The organism is Gardnerella sp. DNF01195 (assembly GCF_049244175.1).
Taxonomy (GTDB): domain Bacteria; phylum Actinomycetota; class Actinomycetes; order Actinomycetales; family Bifidobacteriaceae; genus Bifidobacterium; species Bifidobacterium leopoldii.
Map to the genome: position 1 here is coordinate 606,297 of NZ_CP058383.1, position 15,678 is coordinate 621,974.

The following is a 15,678-nucleotide window of genomic DNA, read 5'->3' on the forward strand; positions in this document are numbered from 1 at the left end:
CGCGAAGCTTTTGCTCCGCGTTTTTTTTTAATTCGTATGCAACTCGCTCGGTTTATGCCTCTCAGTTATACTTAAAAGTGCGAATCACATATTTTGCACTATAAAACGTTATAAACGTTATAAATGCATTTAGTGGAGGAAATATTTACAATATGATACGACGCAGTTGGAGAGTAGCACGCAATATTGCAAATAATGAGCGAATTTCTGGCTTAATTATGCTTGGTTTCGCTCTTACCGGCTTATTGCTTGCAAATATTCCTTTAACCGCACCAATATTTGAAGCCGTATCGCATACTCATGTAGGCATTCCGTGGACGAATATACACATGTCGATTGGTCACTGGGTACAAGATGGCGTGCTTACTATTTTCTTCCTTTCGGTTGGTTTAGATTTAAAACATGAGCTTATTGCTGGTTCGCTTTCTGACCCTCGCGCAGCTGCAATGCCAATGATTTGTGCTGTTGGTGGAATGATTGTGCCTCCTTTGCTGTTTGTTGCTACAGTAACTGTATTTTCTGAATTGCATGCTGGGCAGGAGATTATGCGTCTTACTTCTGGCGCTTTACCTTCGCTTGATATGGTTCGTGACGGGTGGGCAATACCTACAGCAACGGATATAGCTTTCTCTCTTGCTGTTCTTGCTTTATTTGCAAAAACTTTGCCACACGCTTTGCGCGCATTTCTTATGACTCTTGCTACAGTAGACGATTTGCTTGGAATAGCACTTATTGCTGTCTTCTTCTCGTCTCTTAACGCATGGTATTGGTTTGCTGGAGTAATTGCTTGCGGTTTGGTTTGGACTACTTTAGTGCGTTTGAAGCGTGTTCCATGGCCGTTGGTTGCAATAGTAGGAATTATGGCTTGGATTATGATGTATGAAGCTGGCGTGCATCCAACTTTAGCTGGAGTAATGGTGGGTTTGCTAACTCCGGCGCATTTAGTTCATGGTGAAAAAACGCTTCGGGCTGAACGCTATCGTGAAAAAATTCAGCCTGTTTCTGCGTTATTGGCTCTTCCAATTTTCGCTCTTTTCGCTACAGGAGTGCATTTTGAAACATTGACTTGGGAGTTGTTCTTCTCGCCAATTTTGATTGCCATCACTATTGCTCTTGTTGTTGGTAAACCTGTTGGAATTATGGCAACTGCTTGGATATCAAAGCGTGTTCTAGGTTTGAAAGTTCCTGATGGTCTTCGCGTAGTAGACTTAATGCCTACAGCATGTGCGTGTGGAATTGGTTTCACTGTTTCTCTTCTTATTGCCTCGCTTGCGTATTCTGACGCAGATTTGTCTGCTGAAGCACGTTTTGGCGTTCTTGTTGCTTCTATTATTGCTGCAGGAGTTTCTGGCTTCTTACTTTCTATGCAAGCAAAGCATATGGAAGAAGAATTAGATGAAGTTGAAGACTAGTTTTAATTATTATTTTCAATATATTTGAAAGTAAATTTCTAGGAGAAATCATGTTTAATAGTAATAAAGAAGATTTTTCAGTAGATGTTCCACCTTGGAATAACACGTATCATCGTGGTTCTGTTGTGATGCGCGGTTCTATGATTCCTAAGGAGAGCACTACAGAGACGCTTCTTCGTAACGATAACAATCAGCAGCTTGCTTCTGGAGTTGGTGTAGAAGTAGATAAGAGATGGGATTGGCGTAGCGCGGATCCATGGCGTGCGCTTCGTATTCAAGCTGAGTTTGTTGATGGTTTTGACGCGCTCGCATCGTTAGGTAAAGCTGTTAGTATTTTTGGTTCTGCTCGAATAAAAGAAGATGATCCTGAGTATTCTTTAGCTCGTACTATGGGTTCAGAGCTTGTAAAACGCGGTTTTGCTGTTATTACAGGTGGCGGTCCTGGAATTATGGAAGCTGCAAACCGTGGAGCTGCAGAAGCTGGTGGTACGTCTGTAGGATTGGGGATTGAGCTTCCTCATGAGCAGGGTTTGAATAAGTGGATTAATCTTGGCATGCAATTTCGGTATTTTTTCGTGCGTAAAACAATGTTTATGAAGTATTCTTCTGGAATTATTGTGTGCCCTGGCGGTTTTGGCACGATGGATGAAATGTTTGAAGCTTTGACTTTAGTGCAAACGCATAAAGTTGCGCGCGTGCCTGTTGTTCTTTTCGGTACTTCGTATTGGAATGGTTTGATTGACTGGCTGAAGTCTACAGTAACTCAACGAGGTTTTATTTCTTCACTCGATCCGCACTTGTTTGCTGTTACAGACGACCCAATAGAGGCAGTGCGCATAGCATCTGGAATTGAATAATCTAAGAGTTTTTGCGCTCGTTTACAAGCGTTGTAAGCTGCCAAATTTCTTCGCCAATATCAATTCCGCGAGGGCACTGTCTTGAACATGCTCTAACTGACTGGCATGCGCTAATACCGTCACTGCTGTCTATTAGATCAAGGCGATGCTCTGTTGCGTTGTCTCTGGAATCGTAAATAAAACGAGCCGCGTTAACTAATGCTGCAGGCCCAATAAAGGCTTCTCCGCCTGCGTAAATTGGGCAAATTCCTTCGCAAGCACCGCACATAATGCAATTGCTCAAAAGTTCAAATTTTTTAAGTTCCTCAGGATGTTGCAGAAACTCAATAAGCTGGAGTTTCCCTTCAGTATTCCTCGTAGAAACGTTAGATGCTTGCAAATAAGGTTCTAAGCGTTTTATTTGCGAAATCATAGGCGAAATATCGCAAATAAGATCTCGTTGAACTGCAAATCCTGAAAGTGGAGCAAGCTCAATAATACCAAAAGTGCCATTTTGCAAAGTGGTAGTCTCTTTAGATTTTTGCTGTAAAGTTGGCGATTTTGTCGACTGTGAGGAGCTGCTAGTAGTGCCAGTTTTTCTAAAGCCTCGAGATTGCACGCTATTTGTGCTTTCAGGACGTGCGTTCGCACCAATAGTTGCACTGCATAGTAAGGTTGGCATGCCATTTACGTTTGCAGCGTCGGAACCGCAAACGCCGTGACCGCATGAGTAGCGGAAAGCTAAAGTTGGGTCGATTGTGCGTTTAATAGTCAGTAAACAGTCAAGAATAGTGTCAGTAGAATGAACGCGTAAACTGTAATCTTGAACCCAATGCTTACCTTGAATGCGTTTTGGAGAAGATTCGTAAGATTCACCGGATTCACTAGATATTCTGGATTCACTAGATTCGGAAGAATTATTTATGTTATTTTCTGAAGAATCTAGTTTTGCGAAAGGATTACTGCGCTTTCTGCGCGCAAAAGGACTTTCTCTGCGCTTGCGCTCTGTCTGTTTACTGTTTGCATCATCTTCAGATTTATTACATGGAGTAAAGCGTGAAATACGCAAAGTAACAAGCGCAGTGTTATCACCAAGCTCATTACTCATTGCAAACCTCCAATACGTACTGTTCTAGTTTGCCACAATACTTGCACAGAAACATTTTTTAGTACTTGGCGCATCCTCACGTTAGGCTTGAACTATGACTGACGCTTTATTTTTGCTTGATACTGATCACGATAATGCTCCTGTGCTTGCAGAAGGAATCGAAGAAGGGTGGACGATTGCGCTTCCATCTCAAGTAAAACGTCACGCTATATCTGCCATGCGACTATTAGAAGGCGATGCTTTGCAACTTTCTGACGGCAAAGGCTTGCGCATTCATGCAAAGGTGACGGATGTTGAAAATGGCTTAGTTCGTGTAGAAGCGTTTACTAGGGAAGCTCCGCGAATGACTAGACTTGCACTTGTTCAAGCTTTGGCAAAAACAGGGCACGATGAGCAAGCAATTGATATGGCTACGCAAATTGGCGTGGATGAAGTAATCCCTTGGTGCGCGGATCGTTCAATTGCAAAGTGGAAACCTGGTCGCACAGATAAGCGTTGGAGCCAAGTTTTACAGTCTGCCACAGAGCAATCTCGTCGTGCATGGATGCCTGAACTTCAAGAATGTGTTTCGAGCAAGCAAATAGTTGCAATATGTAGGCGTGCGTGCGTTTACGGAAATCTCGTAATCGTATTGCATCAAGACGCAACTGATTGCTGGAATCAAATAGAACAAGCAGTAAATACTCTTAGCGAGCGCTGTTTGGAGGATGGTAAAGAGCGCACTATTTACGTTTTAGTTGGGCCAGAAGGTGGTATTAGTGACGATGAAGTGTCAATGTTTATTGATGCTGGTGCTAAAAGCTGCGTTTTAGGTAGCAATATTCTTCGTGCATCTACTGCAGGACCTGTAGCTCTTTCTCTTCTTTCGCGTGTTTTAGGACGTTACGAATAATCGCATAAATCGTATCTAAAAGTGCTCATAATTGTGTAAAATAATAAGAAGAGTGTCGATTGCTTTTGGCTTAAGGCATTGATTTCATTTAGTAGCAAATAGGGGAGAAACCATGAGTGATATCACTTACAATACTGATGCTGATTGCATTTTTTGTAAAATTGTTGCTGGAGAAATACCGAGCAGCAGAGTTTATGAAGACGATTCGGTAGTTGCTTTTAAAGATATTAATCCTCAAGCAAAAGTGCATGTGCTGATTGTGCCGCGCAATCACTATAAGAATGTTGCTGAGCTTGCTAGTAAAGCTCCTGAAACTTTGGCCCATATTGCTGGTGTCGCACAAAAAATTGCTGATGATGAATTCAACGGTGATTATCGACTCGTATTTAATACTGGTATTGATGCTGGTCAAACAGTGTTTCATGTTCATGCTCATGTATTAACTGGCGAAAAACTTGTAGAAGGTAGCTTGTAAATCGTGACGAAAAGTACTACGCGTTTTGTGCAAATTCCTAGCGAATTAAGCTCGGTTGCAGTTTTAGGTGCTGCAGATGCTGGTTTGCGTGAAGTAGAACATGCTTTTCCAGAAGCAGATATTACTGTGCGAGGCAAAGATGTTCAAATTGTTGCTCATTCAGCTAGAGCAGATGAAGATGCAGCTAAAGCTGAGTATGCGTTTAGGCGCATGATTGATGCAGCTTACGAACAACCTATGGATGCGTACGAAGTAAGACGCATGCTTGAGCGTGATATTTTGCATAACGATGAACACAATGTGCGTATAAACCGTATCGGTCATGATGGTGGAGTGCTTGGAAATAGTATTATTTCTTCATCCTATGCAATTAATAATTCTGCTTCGCGCGCTGAAAATGAGTTTTCAAGAGATTCAAGTGAGCTGTTGCCTTCTAGCGAAGAAGCGCATCGCCGTGCTATGAGCAGAAGAGCTCGAATGAGTAAAGGCGTGATTACGTTTGCTGGAGGAAATCCTGTTCGAGCAAAAACTGCTGGTCAAACGGCATATGTGCAAGCAATGGATTGCAATATTGTAACGTTTGGAATTGGTCCTGCAGGAACCGGAAAAACGTATTTAGCAGTTGCTAAAGCTGTTCGTGCATTGGAAGATGGAAGAGTTCGCAGAATTGTTCTTACTCGTCCTGCTGTTGAAGCCGGCGAAAACTTAGGATTCTTGCCTGGAACTTTAAACGATAAAGTTGATCCATATTTGCGCCCACTCTATGATGCACTTTCTGACATGCTTGGATCTGCACAACTAAAACGCTATCTTGACGAGAATGTTGTTGAAGTTGCTCCTCTTGCTTATATGCGAGGTCGCACATTAAACGATGCTTTTGTTATTCTTGATGAAGCGCAAAATGCGACTGTTCAGCAATTAAAAATGTTCCTAACTCGACTCGGTTTTAATACAACCATGGTGATTACAGGAGATAGCACACAGGTTGATTTAGCAGTTGTGCGTTCTGGTCTTGTTTCTATTGAGAAGATTTTGGGCGAAGTTAAAGATATTGCTTTTGTGCATTTGCAAGCAGAAGACGTTGTGCGTCATGCTTTAGTTGGTCGTATTGTGGAAGCATACGAAAATTACGATGCAATGCTTGAACGTAAAAAACGTGAACGTACTAAAGAATCTACTGAGAGGAATAACGGATAAATCATGAGCATTGAAGTCATGAATGAAACAGTGTGGAATATTGACGCTAAAATCTTCTCAGATCTTGGAATGTGGGTTCTTCAACAAATGAAAGTAAGTACGCATTCGGACTTATCGATTACTTTTGTTGATCCAGAGCCAATTGCCTGTTTGCATGAACGTTGGATGAACCTAGAAGGCCCAACAGATGTTATGAGTTTCCCAATGGACGAGCTTACTCCTGGAAGCGATGAAAAAGTTTCTGAAGGAATGCTTGGAGACTTGGTGATTTGCCCGTGGGTTGCTCAACAGCAGGCGCTCGCGGCTGGGCATAGTACTATGGAAGAAATGTTGTTGCTAACTATTCATGGTATTTTGCATTTGCTTGGCTATGATCACACTACTCCGGAAGAAGAAAAGCAAATGTTTGGTTTGCAACGTCAACTAATGCTTACTTTTTTCGCTGCTCGATCTGGAGAATTGTATGATGCAACTTTGCCAGAAGGTGCAGTAAACGAGCTTGAGCGTTACGATGCTGAGCATGAAGCGAGTAGCGTCAAAAATAAAAATAAAAAACAGCATTAAAGCGCATTAAGAGCATAATTATGGAATATATTAAGCAAATATTTTCTAGCATATCAGTTCCGCAATTGCCGTTGCATATCTGGATTGGCTTAGCTGCATTGCTTGTGCTGGCAATGCTGCTTGTATGGCTTTCGCTTGCTATGGCTGCTGCAGAAGGTGCAGTGCCTAGAGTTACTCGTGCAAGCTTAAATAATCTTATGATTGAAGCGCAAACGCATGATGATGAAACTAGTGCCATAGTGCGTATGCGTCGAATTGCTAGAATCCATCGTGTAAAAAAACTGATTGCTGACCGTTATACAACTTCTGGAGCATGCGCTTTTGTGCGTGTGCTATGTAACGTTTTAGATGGAGTTTTGTTTGCTTCTTTAGCTGCATTTTTCGGCTCGCCTTTATGGGTAACTCTTATTATTGGTGTTGTTGTTTCAGTAGCTGTAGCTGTGATTTCTATTCTTGTTCGTCCACGTTCAGTTGGTGCGGCTCAACCTGTAGCAAAGTTGATGCGACTTTCTCGCATTGTGTCTATTGCTATTGCGATTAATCCTTTAGTGCATATTGCTAGCGATGTTGACGTCACTTCTAGGAAAAAGCATGTTGATCTTTCAGATGATGAAGCTTTGGAAGATATTCAGCTAGATCAAGCAAAGGCGAGTATTGATCGACTTGTTGAAGCGAATGATTTCGATCCGGAAGTGTCGGAAATGATGCGCAATGTGCTCACGCTTTCAGATACTTTGACTCGCGAAATAATGGTACCTAGAACCGATATGATTTGCGTAAAAAGTGACGAAACGCTGGAAAATTTCCTTAAATTATGCTCTCGTTCAGGATTTTCTCGAGTTCCCGTTATTGGAGATTCTGTAGATGATTTAGTAGGTGTTGCTTATTTGAAGGATGCTGTACGCGCTACTGTGTTTAATCCTGCAGCATCTTCTAGAGCAGTTGAAACAATTAGCCGAGACCCTATGCTTGTTCCTGAGTCGAAGCCGGTTGACGATTTATTCCATGAAATGCAACGAATTCGCCAGCATGTGGCAGTAGTGGTTGACGAATACGGCGGTATTGCAGGCTTGGTTACTATTGAGGATGCTATTGAGCAAATTGTTGGCGAGTTGGAAGATGAGCACGATCGCACTCAGCATGCAGATCCAGAAGAAATACGTGACGGCGTGTGGAAGATGCCTGCTCGAACGTCAATCGCAGATTTGGAAGATATTTTTGAAGTTCATATTGACGAAGACGATGTGGATACTGTGTTTGGTTTGCTTACGAAGTTGATTGGTAATGTGCCGATTGTTGGTTCCAGCGCTGTTACAAGAGGACTAAAATTAACTGCTGTAGATTCAGCTGGTAGGCGAAAGAAAGTATCTACTATTTTAATAGAACGAGATGCACAAGTTTTGGAAGAGTCTAAGGATTCTAAGGATAATCAAAATGACATTAGCTCTTCCGAAAAATCTGCTGAAAGCAAACAAACCAATGCTTTGAAGCAAGCTAGTACTATGAAACAAACGAATATGCTGAAATAAAGAACTGGACGGTAAGAATAACGTGAATAATATTAACAACTTCGACGACACTGATGACTTCGACGACGAGATGTTTGCAAATCTAGACGCTTCAACTCGTGCAACGATTTCTACTCCTGATTTTCACGGTTATCGTTCCGGTTTCGTAGCTGTAGTTGGTAGACCAAACGTTGGTAAGTCTACGCTTATGAATGCTCTTATTGGTACGCAAATTGCTATTGCGTCGTCTCGTCCGGAAACTACGCGTAAAGCTATTCGAGGGATTGTTACTACCGATAATGCACAAATGGTGTTGGTTGATACTCCAGGTATTCACCGTCCTCGTACGCTTCTTGGTCAGCGTTTGAACGATATTGTTGACGAGTCACTTTCAGATGTTGACGCGATTGCATTTTTGCTTCCAGCAGACCAGGAGATTGGTCCTGGGGATAGGCGAATTCTGAGTCGACTTCGTTCTGATTTTGCTAAAAAAGATGAGAAGGGCAATTGGACTTGGAAAGTTCCGCTTATCGGTATTGTTACGAAAATTGATACGCTTAGCCGCAGCGAGTTAGTTGAGCATTTGCTTCAAATACAACAGTTTGCTGATTTTACGGATATCGTGCCGGTTAGTGCGTTGGAACGCGACAATGTTGACGAAGTTAAGAATGTTTTGATTCAAAACTTGCCTGAAGGTCCGCAAATGTATCCGGCGGATCAGCTTAGTGAGGAAAGCCCAGAAAGCATGATTTCGGAGCTTATTCGCGGCGCATTTTTGGAAGAGTTGGACGACGAGTTGCCTCATTCTTTAGCTGTTGTAGTTGACGATATTGTGTATCCGGGCGGTGGAGAGGATACTCAATACGACGACAATAAAGCGCATGTGCTTGTATCTGTTTATGTTGAGCGTGATTCTCAAAAGCCGATTATTATTGGCCATCGTGCGGAGCATTTAGTGCGCGTAAAGAAGCGTTTGCGCACGGCTGTAAATCGTATTACTGGCACAAAAGCTGTGCTTGAATTGCATGTGAAGGTTGCAAAAGGATGGCAGAGCGATCCTAAGAAGCTTGAGCGTTTGGGGTTCTAGTAGAGCATATTTACTTATTTTGTGACAATCTACTTAATAAGTAATAATGGTTTCTGTGGAAGTGATTATGAGAGTAACCTTACTCAAGTTGAAAACACAATTCTTTGCAAATAAGTTGTAATAAAAAGTGACGCAACGGTGAATGCCGCTGCGTCACTTCATTTTTGTTTGTTAATTAGATTTCAGCTTCTTACAGAAGTGTGTCAGGATCAACTACAGGGGTATCCGTAGTGCTAGATGCAGGTAAAGTAGTTGAAGCGTTGGAGCCGTTTAAGTCTCCGAAGTTGAAGTCTCCCAAGCTAGAGTCTCCGATGTTGGTTCCGCTGAAGTCGGTGGTGTTGCCTAAGCCGAAGTTGAAGTCTCCGATGTTGGTTCCGCTGAAGTCGGTGGTGTTGCCTAAGCCGAAGTTGAAGTCTCCGATGTTGGTTCCGCTGAAGTCGGTGGTGTTGCCTAAGCCGAAGTTGAAGTCTCCGATGTTGGTTCCGCTGAAGTCGGTGGTGTTGCCTAAGCCGAAGTTGAAGTCTCCGATGTTGGTTCCGCTGAAGTCGGTGGTGTTGCCTAAGCCGAAGTTGAAGTCTCCGATGTTGGTTCCGCTGAAGTCGGTGGTGTTGCCTAAGCCGAAGTTGAAGTCTCCGATGTTGGTTCCGCTGAAGTCGGTGGTGTTGCCTAAGCCGAAGTTGAAGTCTCCGATGTTGGTTCCGCTGAAGTCGGTGGTGTTGCCTAAGCCGAAGTTGAAGTCTCCGATGTTGGTTCCGCTGAAGTCGGTGGTGTTGCCTAAGCCGAAGTTGAAGTCTCCTAAGTCGAAGTTAGAAGAATTGATATCTCCTACACCAATATTGTAATCGGAATGGCTAAAGCTTGGATATTCTTCTGGAATATTGATATTTGGCATAACATCTGGTGTAACAGTATGATCTACTTCAGGATCTGACGGCACGGTGTGGTCAGGAACTGACGGCACCGTGTGGTCAGGAACTGACGGTGTTGGTGTTTGGCTGGAAGATCCACCATTACCATTGATGTACCTGTCAATAAGTTGTTTGTATTGTTCGATTGTGAAAGGAGCGCTTTCTGTTGAAGCATCCCATGCTGCAATGCTACCGTACTCATTACTAATGTTTCCAGTAGTGAATCCCATTGAACCAAGTGAGCCGTTAATGAAGTTCAAATAGTGACCAACTTCGCCTTCTGGAGCCTCTTGTCCACGTGACTTGTATTCGTCGTAAACTTTCTTTTCGTCTGTAATCCACTGCTTCATTGCGCCAGTCATTGTTTCAGGTGTTGTGCCACCGGTGTATGAACCATCGCCGTAATCAGCCCAAGCCAAATTTTCATAAGTATTATAGTGACGAGCATGACCGATGTAGTTTGCAGAATAGAATGCATCGTTAATTGCATCAGCGGTTAATTGGAGGCTTACGCCCATAGGACTTAATCCTATGCTTTGGCGATAAGCATTAATTGCTTGCATATAAGATATTGCTTTGCTTAAGCGAGAAAGAGAATCTGGGTAAATATCTCCTTTTCCTAAAGTCACCTTTGAGTCGTACCAGCTTGGCTTATTTAATTGTCCGGTCAAAGTTTCGTAAGCTTTGCGAGCATCTTCGCGCTGTGCCGCAGTAAGAGAAGGATCGTTCATTGCAAATCTAAAAAGACCTGCGGCAGTCTTTTCTACACTGCTTTGTGAAGTTGTTGCGCCTTTTGTTAGTGGAGCTGATGCTACATTGTAAGTGACTTTATTGTTAGGAATGAGAACAGTAGGTTGTTTTAAATCAGTTTCGTTTGCATATGCACTATTGGCAGTAACTGCAAACATTGAGATAGAAGCCCCAGTTAAAATTACCGCTACGCTTGCGGCAGTAAGTTTCTTAGAAAAAGTATTTGAATAAACTTTTCTTTCAGATTTTATAGTTTTGTTTTTATTCATAATTGTTCTCTTTCTTGTAGGAAAAATTCCCTTGCACGCATAATTTTAATAAGTATGTGAAACATTTTAAATGTGTATTTTTTATGCAATTTACCCCGCATTTGTAGAGTTAAATATATTAACTTTCCAAATACGGGGTAAATTGTGTGCGTTCAGCTGAGTTAATTTAAACAAACTACTTTTTGCGCGTCGTATACATTTGTGTATTAAGTAAAGTAGTGTAGCGCTTAATAACTCGTGGACGAATAATCTTCATAGACGCAGTCATTAAGCCGTTTTCTTGCGTAAACTCTTCTGGCAAAATAATGAACTTTCGCACAGATTCTGCGCGTGACACGCCTTCATTGGCAAGATCTATAAATTTTTGCACTTCAGCACGAACGACAGCATTATTAGCAGCCTCTTCCATGCTCATAGTAGCGTCAAGACCCTTGAGTTTAAGCCAATTTCGTAAAGTTTCTTCGTCTAAAGTAACAAGTGCAGAAATAAACGGACGCTTATCTCCAAGAACGAGAGCCTGAGACACAAGTTCGCATCTCTTAATCATCTCTTCAATAGGTCCAGGAGCAACATTCTTACCGCCAGCAGTAATAATCAAATCCTTCTTACGTCCGGTAATATAAAGCATGCCATCGTCGTCAATTCGTCCCAAATCGCCTGTTGCATACCATCCGTCTTTAGTAAATGAAGTTTCTGTTGCTTCATCGTTTTTGTGATACTTATGGAATACGCAAGTGCCTTTAATTTGCACTTCTCCGTCGGATGCGATTCGCAAAGTAAAAGCTGGGAATGCAATGCCAACAGAACCTTCTCGGAATGGAACTCCAATAGGAGTAAACGCGCATGGTGCAGTAGTTTCTGTAAGACCATAACCTTCGTAGACAGGAACTCCTGCTCCGCGGAAGAATGAAAGCAATTCAGGATCTAGAGGAGCTCCACCTGCAACAATCCAGCGTGCGCGACCGCCAAGAGCTTGGCGAAGTGGACGATAAACAAGCGGATCGTAAGCAGTGCGGCGAGCTTTAGTAAGAGCCTTAGCGTCACCAAATTCCTGAACTTCCTTCATATACTGTTGAGCCGTCACAACAGCACCCTGGAAAGCCAAGCCTTTAGCACCGTGACCAGCCTTCTGCGAAGCTGCGTTATAAACCTTCTCAAGAACTCGAGGGACAACAATCATAACCGTAGGTTTTGCAACTTGCAAATCGGAAATCAAAGTAGGAATACCTTGAGCAATATAAATGCGCAACGTACTTGCAACAACAATATAGTTAATTGCTCTTGCAAAAGAGTGTGCTTGAGGAAGGAACAGAAGCACAGAGCCGTCTTTTTCGCTAAGCAAATTCGGCAAGTAAACAGGCAAATTCAACGCTGTAGTGCAATAGTGTTCGTGAGTCATTTCCACACCTTTAGGTGCAGCTGTGGAGCCAGAAGTGTAAACAATAGAGCACAAGTCTGTTTTCTTTACAGAATCAATGCGAGCATCTAGTTCCTCATCGCTAACAGCGTATCCGAAAGCTTGAAGTTCTGCTAAACCGCCTGTTTCAATGCAAATAATGCGTTCCAAACTTGGGCATTCTTCAATAGCTCCATCAGCTTTATCTCGCATGTCAGTTGTTTCAACAATAAGGAAACGCGAGTCGGAATTATTCACAATATTGCGAATTTGCTCAGCTGAATCCGTGTCATAAATAGTTGCAAGAACACCGCCGCAAGCCATAACTGCTGCGTCTGTTACATCCCACTCGTATGATGTTTTGCACATAAAAGCAACAGCGTCGCCTTTGCGCAATCCGTAGTGCATCAAACCTTTTGCGGCATCGCGTACTTCTTGAAGGAACTGATTAGCTGTTTTTGTGACCCACTTATCGTTTTCTTTATAAGTGTAAAGAGGATCGTCGCCCATACGTGCTGCGCGATCTGCGTATAAGTCATAAATGCTTGTGCCATCGTCAAGAGGTGCTGCGCTTTCGGTTTTTGTGGTCAGCAAGCCTGTTTCCGGATCGATAAACGTCGTTGTTGGCATTTGCGCACCCCACTCTTCTACGTGTGGAAGGCGTTGTTTTTGTGAAAGTAAAGTATTTGTGTTTTCTTGATCCGTATTAAGGTAGTCTGGTCCGCCTGCACGGTCATCGCTGACTGGGTGCGCGAAGTTACTGCCAATACGCAATGCTTTACGGGCAAGATTAAACGCTTGCTGTTGGAGTGCATTAAAAACGGACACATTTGCTCCTTCATTATGCCAAACGGCTTGCGGATTAAGCGCACATCATAGTATCATGCTATGCACTTACATACTATTAACTATAATAATCGTTTGTATGCTCAAGTAGCAGTTATATTCGATTTGATTAGTAATAATTTTGTATTTGCTATAAGTCGTAGCCTGTCGTTAGAATAGCAAAGTTGCTTTGGCGAGGGAATATGCCACTAGCTTGTGATTAGTTTGTTGGCAGAGTTCCGTTATCGACTGGGCTGATAGCCTCTTATGGTTTTCGGCGCGTCGGTGCGCCTGAAGCTGGATTAACAAACTAAACTATCCAGACCATAAGGAGACCGATATGGCTACAAAAATTACTCTTGAAGGCGAATTGCGCACTGAGTTTGGTAAGGGTGTTGCTCGTCGTTTGCGCGTAGCTAAGCTGATTCCAGCAAGCCTTTATGCTGGCGGTGCTGAACCAGTGCATGTTACTCTTCCAATGCGCGAGACCACTTTGGCTTTGCGTCACGCTAATGCTTTGTTCACTATTAAGTTTGGCGAGGAATCTCGCATTGCAGTTGTTAAGGATGTTCAGCGTAACCCTGTTAAGCGCATTGTAGAACACATTGACTTCTACGAAGTTAAGGCTGGCGAAAAGATTGACGTTGAAGTTCCAGTCTTCGTTGAAGGCACTCCAAAGGGTGCTGCAGTTGCATTCGTGGATGTCCAGGAGCTCAAGGTTCGCGCAGACGTTGCTAACTTGCCAGAGCGTTTGGTTGTTAACGTTGATGGTTTGACCGACGGTACCAAGGTGTTTGCTAAGGATGTCAAGCTTCCTCAGGGTGTTGAGCTCGATATGGATGGCGAAGAATCCGTGGTGAGCGTCACTGTTCCTGAAGATGCTGCTACAGCCGAAGCTGCTGCTCCAGCTGCTGCTGCTGCTGATGCTGCTCCTGCTGCCGCTCCAGCTGCAGAAGAAAAGTAAGTTATAAAATAAGTTAATGTATTTGATTACTAATTAACTTATAATTCATAACTTATAAAATAGTTTAAAATTTTAAGCCGCATAAGTCAGTTCTTATGCGGCTTTTTTCATATAAAATCAACAAATTTGCTAAATAATTTTTATTTTAAAGCATATTTTTTAAAATATTTCTTAAGATATTTTGGCGTGTAAGTTTTGCGAAAAACAAGAATCGTATTAATCTATACGTTAATTGCGGTAAAAGGCAAGTAGAAATAATCCACATAGAAAAGAGACATAATGGCTGATTTAGAAGTAGCTCCAGAGTTTTCTGACGCTTATGAGTCTTATGATCATAGCGATACAGCTCTGTTGAACAAATTGGCTGGCAACTTTGAAGTTCTGCCGAATGATAATCCAGTTTCGGATGCAAAACGCAACGAACTTATTGATAAGCCTGCTTTCGGTCAGATTTTCTCCGACAATATGGTTCATATGTCTTGGACTAAAGGTGAAGGATGGTCTGATCGTCGTGTAGAGCCTTATGGTCCATTGAAAATGGATCCAGGTGCATCTGTGTTGCACTATGCTCAGGAGTGCTTTGAAGGTTTGAAGGCTTATAAGCGCGCCGACGGCTCTATTTGGCTTTTCCGCCCAGATATTAATGCTGCTCGTTTCCAAAATTCTGCTAAGCGTTTGTATTTGCCGGAACTCTCTATTGATGATTTTATTGGATCGGTTGCAGCCTTGGTAAAGCGAGACAAGCAATGGGTTCCGAGCCGTCGAGAGTATACGCTTTACATGCGTCCATTCATGTTTGCTTCCGAGCCGTTCCTCGGTGTGCGCGAAGCTCACGAAGTTGAATACTGTGTTATTGCTTCTCCATCCGGCCCATACTTCAAGGGTGGTTTGAAGCCTGTTAGCATTTGGGTTGAAGATCAGTGGTTCCGCACTGGTCCTGGTGGTACTGGTTTTGCTAAGTGTGGTGGAAATTATGCAGCTTCCTTACTTGGTGAATACAAGGGTATTGAGCATGGTTGTGAGCAAGTGTGCTTCGTTGATGCTGCAACTAAGACATATTTGGAAGAGCTTGGTGGCATGAATATGTTCGCACTCCACAAGGATGGCCATTTGGAAACTCCATCTCTTACTGGCAGCATTCTTCCTGGCGTTACGCGTCGTTCTTTGATTCAGCTTGCTGAGGAAGCAGGACATAAGGTTGTTGAAACCATGATTCCTCTTCAAGGGTTGCTTGACGATATTCGTTCTGGCGAGGTTACTGAAGTCTTTGCTTGCGGTACTGCTGCAATCATTACGCCAATTGGTCGTTTTAAGTCCGATGAATTCGATCTTAAGGTTGCCGATGGTGGCGTTGGTGAGTTAACTCAGGCTTTGCGCGATGAGTTACTTGGCATTCAGCTCGGTGATGTCGAAGATAAGCATAACTGGATGTGGAAAGTTTGCGACTAATTTATATAAGTTAGTTAATATTATCTCATCTAATGTTG

General features: G+C 42.8%; 12 protein-coding genes and 1 pseudogene. 10 read left to right on the top strand and 3 right to left on the bottom strand.

The features are described 5' to 3' along the window. Window positions 1-152: 152 nt before the first annotated feature. A pseudogene (locus HXT43_RS02165) lies at window positions 153-1,391 on the top strand (Na+/H+ antiporter NhaA); the annotation flags it as partial. Window positions 1,392-1,462: 71 nt separating this feature from the next. Beyond that, entirely contained in the window at window positions 1,463-2,269 is an 807-nt protein-coding gene (locus HXT43_RS02170) for a TIGR00730 family Rossman fold protein (protein ID WP_004119089.1), read from the top strand. Between the two features lies 1 nt (window position 2,270). Here HXT43_RS02170 and HXT43_RS02175 read toward each other — a convergent pair whose 3' ends face one another. Next, entirely contained in the window at window positions 2,271-3,356 is a 1,086-nt protein-coding gene (locus tag HXT43_RS02175; RefSeq protein WP_004106320.1) for a succinate dehydrogenase/fumarate reductase iron-sulfur subunit, read from the bottom strand. Between the two features lie 94 nt (window positions 3,357-3,450). Here HXT43_RS02175 and HXT43_RS02180 point away from each other — a divergent pair, with 94 nt between their 5' ends. The 6 genes from HXT43_RS02180 (at window position 3,451) to era (ending at window position 9,079) form a co-directional block, all read left to right on the top strand. Continuing rightward, window positions 3,451-4,248: a 16S rRNA (uracil(1498)-N(3))-methyltransferase gene (locus tag HXT43_RS02180; RefSeq protein ID WP_004106319.1), complete on the top strand. Its 798-nt coding sequence runs from the start codon at window positions 3,451-3,453 to the stop codon at window positions 4,246-4,248. 112 nt (window positions 4,249-4,360) lie between these two features. Beyond that, complete coding sequence (locus tag HXT43_RS02185) at window positions 4,361-4,723, top strand: histidine triad nucleotide-binding protein (RefSeq protein ID WP_004106318.1); 363 nt, start codon at window positions 4,361-4,363, stop codon at window positions 4,721-4,723. A 3-nt stretch (window positions 4,724-4,726) separates the two neighbouring features. Further along, the gene (locus HXT43_RS02190; protein WP_004119091.1) at window positions 4,727-5,920 is read left to right on the top strand and encodes a PhoH family protein; all 1,194 of its coding nucleotides are present in this window, start codon (window positions 4,727-4,729) and stop codon (window positions 5,918-5,920) included. Between the two features lie 3 nt (window positions 5,921-5,923). Then, window positions 5,924-6,484 carry an rRNA maturation RNase YbeY gene (gene ybeY, locus HXT43_RS02195; protein WP_064340645.1) on the top strand — a complete coding sequence of 187 codons (561 nt, stop codon included), beginning with the start codon at window positions 5,924-5,926 and terminating at the stop codon, window positions 6,482-6,484. Between the two features lie 20 nt (window positions 6,485-6,504). Then, window positions 6,505-8,013: a hemolysin family protein gene (locus tag HXT43_RS02200; RefSeq protein ID WP_421781059.1), complete on the top strand. Its 1,509-nt coding sequence runs from the start codon at window positions 6,505-6,507 to the stop codon at window positions 8,011-8,013. Between the two features lie 70 nt (window positions 8,014-8,083). Beyond that, window positions 8,084-9,079, top strand: coding sequence for a GTPase Era (gene era / locus HXT43_RS02205; RefSeq protein ID WP_004119093.1), 996 nt, complete (start codon window positions 8,084-8,086; stop codon window positions 9,077-9,079). 190 nt (window positions 9,080-9,269) lie between these two features. Here the strand turns inward: era and HXT43_RS02210 are convergent, their stop codons facing one another. Further along, window positions 9,270-11,006, bottom strand: coding sequence for a CAP domain-containing protein (locus tag HXT43_RS02210; protein WP_421781061.1), 1,737 nt, complete (start codon window positions 11,004-11,006; stop codon window positions 9,270-9,272). A 175-nt stretch (window positions 11,007-11,181) separates the two neighbouring features. After that, window positions 11,182-13,230, bottom strand: coding sequence for an AMP-dependent synthetase/ligase (locus HXT43_RS02215; RefSeq protein ID WP_004106511.1), 2,049 nt, complete (start codon window positions 13,228-13,230; stop codon window positions 11,182-11,184). A gap of 337 nt (window positions 13,231-13,567) precedes the next feature. On the opposite strand from HXT43_RS02215, the gene HXT43_RS02220 reads away from it, so the two are divergent. Beyond that, window positions 13,568-14,191 carry a 50S ribosomal protein L25/general stress protein Ctc gene (locus HXT43_RS02220; protein ID WP_117008750.1) on the top strand — a complete coding sequence of 208 codons (624 nt, stop codon included), beginning with the start codon at window positions 13,568-13,570 and terminating at the stop codon, window positions 14,189-14,191. A gap of 279 nt (window positions 14,192-14,470) precedes the next feature. Then, the gene (locus tag HXT43_RS02225; protein ID WP_004106516.1) at window positions 14,471-15,640 is read left to right on the top strand and encodes a branched-chain amino acid aminotransferase; all 1,170 of its coding nucleotides are present in this window, start codon (window positions 14,471-14,473) and stop codon (window positions 15,638-15,640) included. Window positions 15,641-15,678 lie beyond the last annotated feature (38 nt).

Excerpts from the sequence above, each read along its gene's own strand:
- HXT43_RS02170 (WP_004119089.1), top strand. The coding sequence starts at position 1,463 with ATGTTTAATAGTAATAAAGAAGATTTTTCAGTAGATGTTCCACCTTGG.
- HXT43_RS02175 (WP_004106320.1), bottom strand. The coding sequence starts at position 3,356 with ATGAGTAATGAGCTTGGTGATAACACTGCGCTTGTTACTTTGCGTATT.
- HXT43_RS02180 (WP_004106319.1), top strand. The coding sequence starts at position 3,451 with ATGACTGACGCTTTATTTTTGCTTGATACTGATCACGATAATGCTCCT.
- HXT43_RS02185 (WP_004106318.1), top strand. The coding sequence starts at position 4,361 with ATGAGTGATATCACTTACAATACTGATGCTGATTGCATTTTTTGTAAA.
- ybeY (WP_064340645.1), top strand. The coding sequence starts at position 5,924 with ATGAGCATTGAAGTCATGAATGAAACAGTGTGGAATATTGACGCTAAA.
- HXT43_RS02200 (WP_421781059.1), top strand. The coding sequence starts at position 6,505 with ATGGAATATATTAAGCAAATATTTTCTAGCATATCAGTTCCGCAATTG.
- era (WP_004119093.1), top strand. The coding sequence starts at position 8,084 with ATGTTTGCAAATCTAGACGCTTCAACTCGTGCAACGATTTCTACTCCT.
- HXT43_RS02210 (WP_421781061.1), bottom strand. The coding sequence starts at position 11,006 with ATGAATAAAAACAAAACTATAAAATCTGAAAGAAAAGTTTATTCAAAT.
- HXT43_RS02220 (WP_117008750.1), top strand. The coding sequence starts at position 13,568 with ATGGCTACAAAAATTACTCTTGAAGGCGAATTGCGCACTGAGTTTGGT.
- HXT43_RS02225 (WP_004106516.1), top strand. The coding sequence starts at position 14,471 with ATGGCTGATTTAGAAGTAGCTCCAGAGTTTTCTGACGCTTATGAGTCT.